The organism is Nocardia sp. NPDC055165, assembly GCF_053606985.1.
This window is the reverse complement of the sequence record NZ_JBSGSS010000017.1, coordinates 130,082-143,107: the sequence shown is the minus strand read 5'-3', so window position 1 is coordinate 143,107 and position 13,026 is coordinate 130,082. Positions and strand designations below refer to the sequence as shown.

Genomic DNA, 13,026 nt, shown 5'->3' with positions numbered 1-13,026 from the left:
GACGGTCCATGTCTACTTCGTACGGCGGCCGAGAGTGATGAATGCGGTGACCATCGAGACCGATCCAGCGCCGAAGACGGCTACGCCTTCAATCGGAGCGCCTTGGTCTACAAAGTGTTTCGCGGTAAGCGCCAGAATCGCCACGCTGGCAAGTCCGCACAGCGTTCCGAATGCACGTAAACCAAACTCTGCCCATCGGATTCGTTGGTCGTGCTGCTCAGCTTGTTCCACAGCAGTGAGGATGCGGTCGACGGTGCCGGGCCTAATCGATTCCCACCGCTTCAAGTCTGCTGGCGCAGGGAGGTCGGCCCAACGGGACGTCGGCGGCGGGAGGGCTGAGGCCGATTGCTCTGGCTGGCTCGTCATCCGTTCGCTCCCGGTGCCGGTTTTTCATCGAAGGTCGCATCAAGCTGCGAGTAAATGGTCTGCATCCGCTGACCGATGCGCCGCGCCGCAGGTAGGCGCTCAGGTGGTGGGACCGGCACCGGGACTATCGCTGAGGCGAATCCACGCACAAATTCCCGGACTCGCGCACTCCGACCCACTCGCGTGAAGAAGCCTTCGGGCCGCGACATCTCGTTGTCACTTGCCCCATTGGCCGGGGAGGGAGAGGTTCGGTTCGCAGCGGCCCCGTAGTCGTGGCTGCTGTTCCCGGAAATATCCTCGTGCAGGACACCGATATTGCGCATCGCGCCGCTGTGCCTGGCCTCGCTAGCCTGACGGACCCAGGACTCGGCCTCAACCGAATCCCCACGCTTGGCGAGCAGAGCACCGAGAATGACCATCGCGCCGCTGTTCCCGGCCTCGCTAGCCTGACGGACCCAGGACTCGGCCTCAAGCAAATCCCCACGCTTGGCGAGCAGGAGGCCGAGAAGGCTCATCGCGCCGCTGTTCCCGGCCTCGCTAGCCTGACGGACCCAGGACTCGGCCTCAACCAAATCCCCACGCTCGGCGAGCAGAGCACCGAGATTGACCATCGCATCGCTGTTCCCAGCCTTAGCGGCCTGACGGAACCAAGACTCGGCCTCAACCGAATCCCCACGCTTGGCGAGCAGAGCACCGAGATTGACCATCGCATCGCTGTTCCCAGCCTTAGCGGCCTGACGGAACCAAGACTCGGCCTCAACCAAATCCCCACGCTGTTCGAGCAGGAAGCCGAGAAGGCGCATCACATCGCGGTGCCCGGCCTCGACGGCCTGACGGAACCAGGACTCGGCCTCAACCAAATCCCCCCGCTTGGCGAGCAGAGCACCGAGAATGACCATCGCATCGCTATTCCCGGCCTCGATAGCCTGACGGATCCAGGACTCGGCCTCAACCAGATCCCCACGCTGGTCAAGCAGAACACCGAGACTGCGCATCGCATCGCTGTTCCCGGCCTCGACGGCCTGACGGAACCAGGACTCGGCCTCAACCAAATCCCCACGCTCGGCGAGCAAAACACCGAGATTGACCATCGCCCCACTGTGCCCGGCCTTGACGGCCTTGCGGAACAGTGTTGTCGCGGCAGGTGTGTTGTCGCGGAAGTATGCGGCGACACCGACGGTGAACAGGGTGTTGGTGTCGCCGTCGTTGGTCGCGTCATGCCAAAAGGTGTCGGGGATGGGGCGCGGTGTTCGGTGAGCTTGTCCGTCGTCGGCGGCAGTGAGGTAGTCGAAAGCCCGGTAACCGCGGATGTCATCGTCGAGGAAGCTGGTGTGCAGCGCGGCAGTGCGGCCCGCACCGGGCGATGGTGTGCGGGCTGTGCGGATCGCCGCGCGCACGGCTGCGTCGATGGCCTCGAGATGGGAGTGAGTTTTCCGTAGTTCCCGCAGGGTGAGGTCGGCGAGGACAGGCTCAGGGATGAGGTCGGGGCGTCCGATGCGGGCCCAGTCCACTGCGACCGCGATCACCGTGTACAGCGCCGGATCGGCGACGCGGGCGTCGTCGTAGCGGTACAGCAGCTCCGGCGCCCCGGCCAATCCCTCACCCAACCCGTAACGATCACCGCCATAGCCGGGGTACGCACGGTCGGCGGCCGCACGTTCGTCGGAGTCCTCGGCCGTGGAAGCCAAGTCGACGGTCACGGCCTGCTCAAGCAGCATCCGGGTGTCCTGTCCCAACTCACCACTACCACGCAGCTGGGCACGCATCTCCGAACGCAACGTCGCTACCATGACCGTCGGCCCCGGCCGTGCCGAGAGCCGGGCCAGCACCGCCGGGGTCAGCCCGGTCGTGCCGGTGAGGTATTCGTGGAGATCGTCGAGCCACACCACCAACGAGTCGGTACTGGAGGCGATCCGGGGATGGACGGCGAGTTCACCGATACCGTCGGTGACCGGCCACACCACCCGCGCCTCGGGATCGTGCGCGTGTAAGGCCTCATACAGGGTGCGGGTCTTGCCTGCCTTCGACGGCCCCACCACGATCACCAACCGCCCACCGGTAAGAGCTTCGGCCAGGCGGGCATCGACGTCGTGGGCGGTCCGGGGCAGGTAGCTGTCACGCATCCCGTACTCACCGGCACGACCGAACACCGAACTCGTCGACCCCAACTGGTACGGGTCGAGATCGGCGACCGTGGGCAGATCCTCGATCCCGTAGACCCGCACCAACTCCCGTACCGACCGCACCGACACCGAAGCAGGGTCGCCGAGGTTGAGGGTGCCGATGGTGTTCCCGGACAGAAGGTTCCCGACCGCAGAGGCCGGGGGCGCGGGAGTACCGGGATTCAGTCCCGCGCCGTGGTGGGGCCCGGCGACTCCGTGAAACCCGCCCGCACCCCGGAGAACTCTGCGGCACCGGTGATCGTGCTGTTGCGAACGCGCACCCCGTCACCGGCGGAGTTGATGTTCGTGACCTTGAGCGCCTCAGCCACCAAGTTGTCGATATCCAAACCGACCACGACGTGCGGGGAGTACTCGCGCACAGCCTCGAGCACCACGGCCGCCGCATGTCCGAGTTCCGGATCGCCCGCGGCGCCCGCTTCGTCGAGGTCCTCGGCCAGCGAGTCCTTCTTCGGCTGCGAGTCCGGCTTCTTCTCCACCGCCGAGACATCCACAGCGGCGTACTTACGCGAGAGCAGACTCTTCAATCCGGCGTAGGCGTCCTTGACCACCTGCGTCGCGGTATCGCCCACCCCCGCGACCGCACCCGCCGCGATCGCCGAAACCACCACTGCCGTAACTGGATCCATACCCGCAATCCTGCCACTGTCTCCCCACACAACACACCTATACGTCGTCCATGCCTGCCCGCGTTCGTCAAACGGTCGTTTACAACGCCGGTCACTGAACCTTTGGGCGCTACGTGGGCTTCGCGTCCGAGCGAGCCTGGCAGGGGCTGATGCAGAGGTTCTGGATCAGCGCGAGCGTGATCTACTACAGATCCTGGGCGTCCTCGGGCGGATTTTGTCGGGGACCGACACCGGTGCGAGCTTGCGAAGTTGCTCAGCTCCTGTCGAGGTCAGATGCATCTCGAGTGGTAGCTGGGTATGCATCAAAGGTTAGCTGAGTGTGCGCCAAAACACTCGAATTCTCGTATGGCACATGGACTCTTACGAAAACGTCGCCAATACTGGCAACTGCCCACACGAAAGGGTGCTGCCCCCAACCTGTTCGTTGCAGGTGGGGGCAGCGGTACGTCCAAATGTCCGAGCGCCAAACCTGAACATTGGAGCAGTCATGAGAGTAACGCCGCCCAGCCCGAACTGGCACCCCTGTGTGCCGGATCCCCCAGAATCGCCCATGGTCGATCCGTTGCTGGCGTTGGCCTTGGCTATCGCTGTGTCGACGGCCGCGGGTGTGTTGGTGGGCTGGGAAGCTGCTGTCACCGTCCTGGTGACGGTGCTGAGTCTGTTCGTCGCCGACCGGCGCGGCTGACAAGGCCAAAGTAGATCGAGGAGCGCCACCCGCAGAGGGTGGCGCTCCTCGATCGTTCTCCGAACATGCAGAACCTCCGCACGTATTGGAGTTCCGTGGGTGCTGATGGAGTTCACGAGAGGCGCGCGGAACCCGGCTATTCGGTCTCCCACTGGGCTTGCTGGGCGAACCGACCCCAGTGTTGGTTCAGCTTCTCGCTCATCGAGGTCGGACCGTCATGGCGGACCGTGAACTCGAAATCAGCCGCGTCGGCTATCGCGCGGAGCTGCATCCACACCAGCGAAGCCAAGTTAGCGTACAACTCCTCCGTGAGGGGTTCGTCGAACTCGATGGTCAACTTTCTGCGAGGTACGTTCGCGCCCATCCGTTTTCACGCCTCCTGACACCCGCAGCGATAGCGGCTACCACGACTACGAGGACGGAAATCCAAACACGGAGCCGCTTAGCCGAACTCGTCGGCTTGGCGACATTCTCACCCTTGGTCATCAGTAACCACTGGCTTTCGCCCAGGTGCGTGCACACTCGTCGGCTGTCACGAAGTCGACCCCCGCGAGATCAACATCCAACCCCTTCGACGCCCGCTCAAACGTTGACCCATTACGTGCACCACCCGAGGCCGCGTACACCTTCCCCCGGCCACGAACCCACACATCCGACCGTTGAATCAGTAGCCCAGCCGGATCGACGATGGAAGCGCCCAAGTACTCGAAACCGTCACCGCCACGCAACACCACCGCATGCGCGATCGTGTGGTTGCGGTCCTTCAAACCGGCGTTCACCGCGGCAACCAAATCCGTCGGTGCCTTGGTGCATCGCGGGTTCAACCCGGCAGGGAAGTCCGGCGAAGGTGTCGCGGTCGCGGTGCGCTGCAACTGCGGCACAGTGGTCGGAGGCGCTACTGCCGTCGGGTTGAGCTTCGCCGAGGTCGCGTCAGGCATGGTGGGCCACGACGGCTCCGATGTTGCAGCCGTGGGCGTCTCGCCGTCCTTCATGAGGTTGCCCGCGACGACGAGAGCGATGAAGACTGCGACAACCCCCGCGCCGATCAACCAGACGATTCGGGTGTTGGGACTCTTCGGCGCCTGCCTCGGTGGGACCGGGGGTCGCGGAAATGGGTGTTGACCGGGACTATTCACTTGTTCCCCCTGGAATTGTTGCGCACGGAAGCGGTATCGGCTGCTGGTGGGGTGGTGTTAGCGTCGGCCCAGGTCGGCAGTACGGCGAAGTCGTTGTCGAGCAGCCTTTTCGAGGGTTGACGTAGTGCAGAAGTGCGACACCATCGTCATGATGCTCGACGGACCGCGCGGTCGCAGTCGGTGATGTCGTCGTCCAACCACGCCCAGGGTCGCTCTGCGGCCTGTTGGGTGGGCTCGGCGGTTTTCCAAAATGTGCCATCCGGCCCGAAACATCGAGTGGTCTTCGGCTCGACGACCGGTAGTTCCGCCACCGCGATCGCGGTAAGCCCAGCCAACATCAGGTTTGCCAGGTCGCTCGGTGCAAGCACCGATGATGGTCCCGGCCGGACGGCCACCACCCACCGGGGCCGGTCTTGAGATTGCATGGAACCGGGAGAGGCTCCGACGCGTCCTATAGTCGTAACCGATTCGTTCAACGGGAGGGGGGAAGCGGCATGTCGAACGAGCTCACAGTCGACGTTGACCGGCTTCGGAGCGCGGCGCGTTTCGCCAAGGACAAGGCTCAGACCATCCGAGATGAACTCACACGTCTGGACAACACCATCGGCAAGGAACTACTGGTCGATGGCTGGCAGGGCAAAGCAGCCAGCGCCTACGACGAGTCCTGGGTGGAGTGGAAAGCGGGCGCGCAGACGGTGATCGAAGCGTTGGAGCAATCTGCCACGAGCTTGGCCGACGCCGCGACGCAATACGAGCTTCGAGACAACGCCAACCGTGACGCGATCACCAACATCGCTGGTTTGGATCTCCCGTGACCAGTGCCGATGAATACAAGGTCAACCTCGATGAGCTCGACGCCGCGATCGATACGATGGCGAAGTTCGGGACCTCTGTCGAGACCTGGTTGAGCGAAGTGGATCAGCATGTCGCTGATCTGCATCTGAGCTGGTCCAGCGACGCCGCTGCCGCCCAACGCGCAGCCCACGACAAGTGGGTTACCGGGGTCGAGGAGATGCGGGAGAACCTCGGCGAGCTTCGCGAGGTCGCGCGCACCGCGCACACCAACTACACCACCGCGATCAACACCAACACTGCGATGTGGCCCTGATGGCGCCACCTGCCATCAAGGTCGATCCCGCAGGGTTCAGCAAGGCAGCCACGGAGTACGAGCGCGTCCACTACGCGCTGACATTCCAGATCGGGCAACTCTGCAAAGGCCTGACCACCCACAGCGCCGGTTGCGCAGGCTCGGACAACGCCGGGCTGAAGTGGTCCAACGACTACGACCCCGCCGCCTGGAACACCGTCGACGCGCTCGGCGACCTGGCGATGTCTGTCGGGCAGATGCACGATCTGCTCCAGTTCACCGCAGCCAACCACGCGAACGCCAACTCCCAGTCGGCCCCACAGCCGAAACCGGATGATCTGGTGTTCCCGCCAGGGACGCTAACGGTGTATCAGCCGACCGAGCCGCCGTATGCCTTCGGCGGCGATGACCCGGAACCAACTGGGTGGAGCTGGGTCCAGGGCTACGTCGAAGGCCATATATGGCCCAACGGTGACCCCAACGACCTCCGCATGACCGGGGCCGCCTGGCGCGACATGGCTAACGGGCTACGCGCTGCGGCCCAGATCCTTCCCGGTGCACGGGAGCACATCGAGACACAGCAGACCACGGAAACAGCCCAAGCCCTCGAACAGGCCGACAACGTCAAGACCGAGTTCGAGAACCTGGCCGTTGTCTGCGAAAGCCTCGGCAACTCCTGCTACGCCTACGCCAGTTCGGTCGAGCAGACCAAGAGCGCGATCAAACGTGCGCTCATCGAGATGATGGCGCTGATCGCAGCCGATCAGGCCGCGGGCGCGCTGTTCGCCTTCTTCACCGGGGGTACGTCCGCGGTCGCCGCGCAGGGCGGGATGGCGATCCTGTTGGCCGCCTACGGCGCCAGAATCGCGACCACCATCCGTGCACTGATCGGCCTGGTCGAGGTCGTTAAGGTGCCGGCGACCGTCGCCCAGGCGCTCGCGCGCAGCAGCGAGGTACTGGGCCCGTTGCTCCGGGCTCGGCCAGCTCTTGCCGATGTCGGGGGTGCGGCGGCCGCCTCGCCTGGTCCGTTCATTGCGTGGGCGCGGTTGACTCGTCCCGGGCTGTGGAAAGAAACCAAGGAGGACATCCTTCGCAACACCCCGACATGGCGGCGACCGGGCGATACCACCGATGACTTCTATACGGTCAAGTCCGAGCCCGACATCAAGGTCCACAAGGACAAGAACTACGACAACCATCCTGAGATCACCCAGCTGCCGAAAGATCCGAAGGGGCAGTACTACCTCGACGAGGCCAACGGTGTCCGGTACCCGGTCAATCCCAGCTGGGACTTCGGACACAACAGCGGTTTCGAGAATCGGAAGATCATCGCTGACGCGCAAGCCCGCGGCCTGACCCAGGAGCAGATGGCCGCCGAGGTCAACGCCCACCCCGAAAGATTCCATGTCGAGGACTCGACTGGAAACCGATCTCATCGAAGGGAACCGAAGTAGATGAGCAACCTCGACGAATGGGGCCGGACACCCCTGCACTACGCCGCGAGGGACGGCGACCTCGACGCGATAGCCAGTCTGGTGAAGTCCGAGGACGTCAACCTTCCCGACATCGACGGTTGGACGCCACTGCACTTCGCCGCACAAGAGGCCAACCCTGCCGCGATCGAGCGTCTACTCGACGCCGGCGCCGACATCGATGCGCTGACCGAGAAAGGGATGCCGGCCATCTACTGGGCCGCGACGGCCGTCAGCGGCGACCCTGTGGCCGCGATTCGCCTGCTGCGCGCGCGCGGTGCTGATCCGCGGCGAGAGACGATCGAAACCTACTTCGGGCGCAAGAGCGCGCTGCACTTCATCAACGAAACCGCCAACAACCCGTTGATCCAAGCCGAGTTCGCGGACCTGACATGAGTGCCGATCCCGAATACGACGCGGCCATCGACGAGATTCGGGCCAAAGCGAACGAGGTCCAGGCGGCGATGGCCAAGGTCCGCGGTATCGGCACAGCGGGAAACGGGGCCATCAGCGCGACAGTCGATGCCGCCGGACACCTGCGGGATTTGAAACTCCCACGCGATGCCCACCGGCTAGGCGACCGGTTGGCGAGTCTGATCCTCGAAGCGGCCGCGAACGCGGAACGGGACGCGGCGACCAAATCAGCGGCGGCGGCGTTGCCGCTGACCGAAGACAGCAGGGTCATGGAGGGGTTGAAGTCGGTGCGTGAGACGTTCGGCCCACCCCCTCGGTCGACAACTCCACTGACTGATGCTGAGGTTGAGGCCGCCGACGATGCGTATTTCGCCCGACTCAACGGTGCCGCCGTCTATGACCAGAACTAAGCGCAGCAGCGTGAACATGTCGTGACCCGCGGCAGCTGGCACGATTCCGGGCGCCAGCGGTCTCGCTCCTATGCTTCACCGTAAACTTTGGTCTCGCAGTCAAGTTCGGAATTCGGGGGTGCGTATTCGCTCTACTCGGCGGGGGAGTAGTCCTGCTCTTGACATCGCGCTCGACGGTGCGCGATCCCACCCAGCGGCCGAGGGCTGCTCCGCTGGGCACCAGAGCTAGGTCAGTTCGTGATGAGGTAATCCACGACGGCGGGCCCGGTGCGGGCCAGGCCGGAGTCCAGCAAGTCCAGCACACCGCTGCGTTAGGTATCCCAGTCGTCGAGCTTGGGCTGGTCACGCGGCGCCGCGGTGAGCCATGCGCGCCCGGATCCGGGTGGGTGTCGGCGCCGACCCACACGGCCTGCCTGACCAGCGCGGCGTTGTGGTGCGGGGAGACGACGCGGCGGTAGAGGTCGCTGTCGCGGTCGAACGGGTTGCCGTTCAGCTCGGCCATCACCGACTCCTCGAGCCGCGGCGCGTAGGTGTTCCTTGTCGAGCACGACCGGGTCCACCAGCTCGGCCAGCAGCCGTGTGGCGGTGGTCTTCCCGGCGGCGGGGAACCCGCACACGATGGTCACCCCGGTGCCCGCATGAACGGCAAGCCCACGCAGCGCTTGGTGCGCGACAGGTGAAAACGGCAGGGGCGGTTCGGCGTTCGCGGCGACAGTCATCTGTTCATCTTGCCCAGAGCACCTGGTCGAGGGCGGGCTGTTCGGCGTAGCGTGAACGAGTCGGTGCTGTCAGAAGGGGGCCAGATGATCGGCATGGAGGACGAGTTCTTGGACCTGCTGGGGGAGTTGAAGCGCGTCGGCCCCGGCCCGGACCGCCAGCGCCTGGAGCAGATGCGCGAAGAACTCGATGTTCTGGTCGAGCGGCTACAGACGCGGGTGCCCCGCGGTGAGCGCTACGACCGACTGGTGCGGCTCAGCGAGGAGGTCACCGAGTTCCTCGGTGCCGCGGTCGAACGCGCGCGGATCGCCGCGAACGTCGACCGGGTCAAGCGGGAGCGAGAGGCCTACGACGCGGCTCACCCGACGATCCTGAGCCAGCAGCGCAGTGCGCTCGCCGATTGGAAACCACGCGATGGCAACGCCATCGACAGAGCTCTGCGCGAGAATCAGCGCGGCTACGACCGCGAACGCTGACTGCGGGCATCCTCCTCGACCCCCTAGGCCGACGAGGGCGTCCGGCGAGGATCAGTTCGTCGGCTCGGCCGGGATGTCCTGGTGCGCTCGTCTGCGCGCTTGCCGCCGCCGGGCTCGTGATCCGCTCTGGCGGTGGTTGTCCCCGCAGTATTTGGCGGGGCGGCCGGGTGCGCCGGGCTTGCGCTGTCTGAGTTCTCTACCGCACCACAGGCAGAGCGTCCCGGCAGGGACACGGTCGCCGAGGTAGGTGAGCAGCAGTCCGCGCAGGACCGGATCCGCCCTGATCCTGCCGGTGAGCTTTCTGATCAGTGCGGCGTTGTGGTCGGGGTCCACGCCGGTGTTGATGAGGATGTAGTCGAGTAGGTCCTGATCGTGGCGAGGCAGGACCTGACGGACGAGGGCCAGATCGTGGGTCAGGTAGCTCTGAGCGACGCGCTCGCCCACAGGATCGCGGTGGCCGCGGGGTGTCCTGCTCACCGCTCTGTCCCTTCCTCGATCGTGGTGGGTTGTCTCGGCCTACGTCGGCTCCCCGCGGGAAGTGTGAGGCGGCGGCAGATCGTAGCGACGACGGCCTCGACGATGCGGGGGATGTCCTCGCGGTTCGCCCGCAGCAGCGCGGTGATCGCCATCGCGAGGACGGCCAGGACGAGAACGAGGACAGGCAGCTGCATCCAGAACGCCGACCAGGGAGCGAGCTGGATAGCGGCGGATGCGAGATGAGACGACACGACACCTCCGAAACAACAATGGCCCCCGACCGAGGGTCGGGGGCCTGGATGGGTAACAGAAAAGGCCCCAGCGGATCCGCTGGAGCCTGCGGGCAGAACTGTGCTGCCTGGTGCAGGAGTCTAGCGCGACAACAGGGTTGGAGCAACGCCTGCGTTCACGCAGGTCAGCGCCGCCTCCTGTGACGTGCGCGGAGACCGGTCCGGGGAGATTTCGTGACACCCAGCATTTTTATGCTGAGTCGTCGAAGAGCATTAGGGCACCAAAGCATTTTGACGAGATTCGTCGAAATGCTCGATCGGTGATGCGCGGTCGGCCGGACCGGCAACGGCCCGGCGCAGCGGACTCCAGCTGGCAGTCACCTGCAGGACACCGGGCGGTTCAGGGCAGGGGTGGGCTACACCGGGCGAGGTCTGCGATCCCGTCGATGCCTCGTTGTCGGACCAGCAGGATCGGTTCTCAGTGCGGGTTGTACTGCGTGTCGATCCAGTCCTCGGCGCACCGACACCGCGACCGGTAGCCGAGTGGAGCTACGGTGACGCCAGTGGGGCATCACAGCCCCTCGGCAGATCGGCCGCGCCCGAATACACCCAACGGGGCTACGGCTCCGTCTGGGCGGGTTCCTGGGCGAGGAGCCAACCCTGAAGACGTTCCAGGCGCTCCACGTCGTCGGGATGCCGACGCACGGCTTCGATCTGCACGGCCATCATCAACCGCGCGTCCAAGGGTGAACGGCGTACCCGGGCGCCCTTCCTGCCTCGATACGCCCGCTGCCGACAACGCGAGCTGCAGTACTTACGTGGTCGACCGGCACTTCCCACGAGACCCGGCACCAGCGTGATACCGCAAGTACCACAGCAGCCTCCGGGCGGCGGCGCGGAATCCTCGGCGAGGAGATCGCGCACTCCCCGGTGCCGCAAGAACTCGATCACCTCGGCGAAGGCGTATTGCTCGATGGCGTCGAACTCACTGGGCACTCCTGCTTCCAGCTTGTCCAGGTACTGGATGAGAAATTCGGAGTAGCCGTGCAGTTCGGCAATGCGATCGATACGAGTACGTGCCTCGGCGTGAGTGACTCGGTTGAGGGCGTGGCGGGCAAGCCCGTCATGAGCGGCCCGGGCCCGACGGCGAGCCATCAGTGGTTCTCGGACTCGGCCTGGGGAGTGGCAGATCTGTCACGTCGGCTCGGCGGGACCTTCAGATCGGGCCGCCGGAAAGCCGGGGCGAAGGCGGCTGTGAAAGCTGCGAACACTGCAGGGATGTCCTCGGGGCGGGCGCGCCATATCGCGACGAGACCGATGAGTGGCACTGCTGCGGCCAGCACGATGAGCGGGAACTGCATCCAGAACAGGATCCACCCTCCTGCGGTGGTGATCGAACCTGCGTCCACGCCTAGCTCCTCACACGACAAAGGGCCCCCGACTTCTTCGTGTCGAGGGCCCTGAAACGACGAAAGCTCCAGACCGGCCGGGCTGGAGCTGAAACCGGGCACAGCGGTGCCCGTTCGAGCCATCAGACTAATCCAGGGGTCGAGTGCAGGTCAATCGCACAAATCCGCTGACAGTAGGCTGTCCGTCCCAGCAATTCGTAACGCTAGTTGACATACAACAGCGTGCCGCGGTCTGTTCCGACCCGAATGTCCATCTCCCTTGGACCAGGGTTGGATCGTAGAAGGTGTTCCTGGCGTCGTCGGGCTAGTTGTAGCTCCAGGTGTTGTCGTTGTCTTTGGTCGCTGTCAGGTCGAGTTTGCTGTACTGCCAGGCGCAGACGACGTTCATGTCGATTTTCAGCGAGCATGCCCAGCGGTGGTTGTTGAGGATGACCGCGGTGATGGGGAGGTCGGGGTAGTCCTTTCCACAAGCGGAGCTGGTCATTTCCCGTATGCCGCCGACTGATTTGTTGTCGGGTGTGAGGCATTCGCCGCTGTGGGGGTCGTCGCTGCGGTTGATGCCTGTGAGGTCGGTTCGGCCGCGTTCCCAGTTGCAGGCTCGGGTCAGATCTATCTCCGCGACGCAGGTCTCACCGCTGATGGTCAGTCCGTAGGAGTCGCAGAACTTGACCAGGTCCAGTCCTAGTGCCGGGCCCGGTGGTGGCACCTCGTGGGCAGGCTGATGCTGCACCCGACCCGCGACTGCGTCGTCGAATCCCTCGCCGCCACCGACAACGAAGACGAAGCCGAGCAGCTACTCACCGTGTGTACCCGCGCCGCCGCACACTCCACCCTCACCGCCGCCGCCACCATCCTCACCGCCTGGTGCGTGCAACACCCCACCCTGCATCTGCCCGCGGTCCGAGTCGCTACCCGCGTCGAAAACCCTGCCCCCTTGATCAACGCACTCGACCAGATCGCCACCACCCCCGACACCCCACCCGACACCCTCACGGCCCTCCATGACGCCATCCCACACCAGACCCGCGTACTCGCCGCTACCGCCACAACCCTCACTCACGCCCTCACCGAGCACTACCGTCACACCGGCAACCAATTCCTCCTCGCGGCCAGTCTGAACAACCTCTCGGTCCGGTTGGCGGAGTTGGGTCACCGCGACGAAGGCCTCACCGCGGCCGAGGAAGCGGTGAGGATCCGGCGAGTACTGGCCGAACACCACCCCGACGCCCACCTCCCCAACCTCGCGATGAGCTTGAACAACCTCTCGGTCGATCTGGGGGAGTTGGGTCGCCACGACGAAGGCCTCACCGCGATCGAGGAAGCGGTGGGGATCTACCG

The 13,026-nt window shown here is 64.9% G+C and carries 19 protein-coding genes; 8 read left to right on the top strand and 11 right to left on the bottom strand.

The features are described 5' to 3' along the window. Positions 1-12: 12 nt before the first annotated feature. The 3 genes from ACWFRF_RS29030 to ACWFRF_RS29020 form a co-directional block, all read right to left on the bottom strand. Positions 13-231, bottom strand: a complete 219-nt coding sequence (locus tag ACWFRF_RS29030) for a hypothetical protein (RefSeq protein WP_452453288.1) — start codon at positions 229-231, stop codon at positions 13-15. Positions 232-362: 131 nt separating this feature from the next. Further along, complete coding sequence (locus ACWFRF_RS29025) at positions 363-2,618, bottom strand: tetratricopeptide repeat protein (protein ID WP_452453286.1); 2,256 nt, start codon at positions 2,616-2,618, stop codon at positions 363-365. Between the two features lie 92 nt (positions 2,619-2,710). After that, positions 2,711-3,175 carry a hypothetical protein gene (locus ACWFRF_RS29020; RefSeq protein WP_452453284.1) on the bottom strand — a complete coding sequence of 155 codons (465 nt, stop codon included), beginning with the start codon at positions 3,173-3,175 and terminating at the stop codon, positions 2,711-2,713. Between the two features lie 487 nt (positions 3,176-3,662). Here ACWFRF_RS29020 and ACWFRF_RS29015 point away from each other — a divergent pair, with 487 nt between their 5' ends. Beyond that, complete coding sequence (locus ACWFRF_RS29015) at positions 3,663-3,860, top strand: hypothetical protein (protein WP_452453282.1); 198 nt, start codon at positions 3,663-3,665, stop codon at positions 3,858-3,860. 136 nt (positions 3,861-3,996) lie between these two features. On the opposite strand, the gene ACWFRF_RS29010 is transcribed toward ACWFRF_RS29015, so the two are convergent. Together ACWFRF_RS29010 and ACWFRF_RS29005 are read right to left on the bottom strand one after the other, a co-directional pair. After that, positions 3,997-4,149, bottom strand: coding sequence for a hypothetical protein (locus ACWFRF_RS29010; RefSeq protein WP_452453281.1), 153 nt, complete (start codon positions 4,147-4,149; stop codon positions 3,997-3,999). Between the two features lie 196 nt (positions 4,150-4,345). After that, the gene (locus tag ACWFRF_RS29005) at positions 4,346-4,909 is read right to left on the bottom strand and encodes a hypothetical protein (protein ID WP_452453279.1); all 564 of its coding nucleotides are present in this window, start codon (positions 4,907-4,909) and stop codon (positions 4,346-4,348) included. 581 nt (positions 4,910-5,490) lie between these two features. Here ACWFRF_RS29005 and ACWFRF_RS29000 point away from each other — a divergent pair. The 5 genes from ACWFRF_RS29000 to ACWFRF_RS28980 are packed head-to-tail and all read left to right on the top strand — an operon-like array spanning position 5,491 to position 8,379. Further along, the gene (locus ACWFRF_RS29000) at positions 5,491-5,811 is read left to right on the top strand and encodes a WXG100 family type VII secretion target (protein WP_452453277.1); all 321 of its coding nucleotides are present in this window, start codon (positions 5,491-5,493) and stop codon (positions 5,809-5,811) included. After that, positions 5,808-6,104 carry a WXG100 family type VII secretion target gene (locus tag ACWFRF_RS28995; RefSeq protein WP_452453275.1) on the top strand — a complete coding sequence of 99 codons (297 nt, stop codon included), beginning with the start codon at positions 5,808-5,810 and terminating at the stop codon, positions 6,102-6,104. The genes ACWFRF_RS29000 and ACWFRF_RS28995 overlap by 4 nt, the downstream gene beginning before the upstream one ends. Further along, the gene (locus ACWFRF_RS28990; protein WP_452453273.1) at positions 6,104-7,537 is read left to right on the top strand and encodes a WXG100-like domain-containing protein; all 1,434 of its coding nucleotides are present in this window, start codon (positions 6,104-6,106) and stop codon (positions 7,535-7,537) included. Before ACWFRF_RS28995 ends, ACWFRF_RS28990 begins: the two co-directional genes overlap by 1 nt. Next, positions 7,538-7,951 (top strand): ankyrin repeat domain-containing protein, encoded by a 414-nt coding sequence (locus ACWFRF_RS28985; protein ID WP_452453271.1) that lies wholly within the window; start codon positions 7,538-7,540, stop codon positions 7,949-7,951. After that, positions 7,948-8,379, top strand: a complete 432-nt coding sequence (locus ACWFRF_RS28980; RefSeq protein ID WP_452453269.1) for a YbaB/EbfC family nucleoid-associated protein — start codon at positions 7,948-7,950, stop codon at positions 8,377-8,379. The genes ACWFRF_RS28985 and ACWFRF_RS28980 overlap by 4 nt, the downstream gene beginning before the upstream one ends. A 311-nt stretch (positions 8,380-8,690) precedes the next feature. Here ACWFRF_RS28980 and ACWFRF_RS28975 read toward each other — a convergent pair whose 3' ends face one another. After that, on the bottom strand, positions 8,691-9,098 hold the full coding sequence (locus tag ACWFRF_RS28975) for a hypothetical protein (protein ID WP_452453267.1): 408 nt from the start codon (positions 9,096-9,098) through the stop codon (positions 8,691-8,693). Between the two features lie 84 nt (positions 9,099-9,182). Between ACWFRF_RS28975 and ACWFRF_RS28970 the strand changes: the two genes are divergently transcribed. After that, on the top strand, positions 9,183-9,572 hold the full coding sequence (locus ACWFRF_RS28970) for a hypothetical protein (protein WP_452453265.1): 390 nt from the start codon (positions 9,183-9,185) through the stop codon (positions 9,570-9,572). Positions 9,573-9,623: 51 nt separating this feature from the next. On the opposite strand, the gene ACWFRF_RS28965 is transcribed toward ACWFRF_RS28970, so the two are convergent. The 5 genes from ACWFRF_RS28965 to ACWFRF_RS28945 all read right to left on the bottom strand — a co-directional run bounded on the left by ACWFRF_RS28965 (position 9,624) and on the right by ACWFRF_RS28945 (position 12,394). Next, the gene (locus ACWFRF_RS28965; RefSeq protein ID WP_452453263.1) at positions 9,624-10,049 is read right to left on the bottom strand and encodes a hypothetical protein; all 426 of its coding nucleotides are present in this window, start codon (positions 10,047-10,049) and stop codon (positions 9,624-9,626) included. Next, the gene (locus ACWFRF_RS28960; RefSeq protein ID WP_452453261.1) at positions 10,046-10,300 is read right to left on the bottom strand and encodes a hypothetical protein; all 255 of its coding nucleotides are present in this window, start codon (positions 10,298-10,300) and stop codon (positions 10,046-10,048) included. The genes ACWFRF_RS28965 and ACWFRF_RS28960 overlap by 4 nt, the downstream gene beginning before the upstream one ends. Before the next feature lie 597 nt (positions 10,301-10,897). Continuing rightward, positions 10,898-11,434, bottom strand: a complete 537-nt coding sequence (locus ACWFRF_RS28955) for a hypothetical protein (protein WP_452453260.1) — start codon at positions 11,432-11,434, stop codon at positions 10,898-10,900. Further along, entirely contained in the window at positions 11,434-11,688 is a 255-nt protein-coding gene (locus tag ACWFRF_RS28950) for a hypothetical protein (RefSeq protein ID WP_452453258.1), read from the bottom strand. Before ACWFRF_RS28950 ends, ACWFRF_RS28955 begins: the two co-directional genes overlap by 1 nt. Positions 11,689-11,992: 304 nt before the next feature. Then, positions 11,993-12,394, bottom strand: coding sequence for a hypothetical protein (locus ACWFRF_RS28945; RefSeq protein WP_452453257.1), 402 nt, complete (start codon positions 12,392-12,394; stop codon positions 11,993-11,995). A gap of 3 nt (positions 12,395-12,397) precedes the next feature. Here ACWFRF_RS28945 and ACWFRF_RS28940 point away from each other — a divergent pair. Beyond that, positions 12,398-13,026 (top strand): tetratricopeptide repeat protein (locus tag ACWFRF_RS28940; RefSeq protein WP_452453255.1); only part of this gene is annotated, 629 nt, incomplete at its 3' end.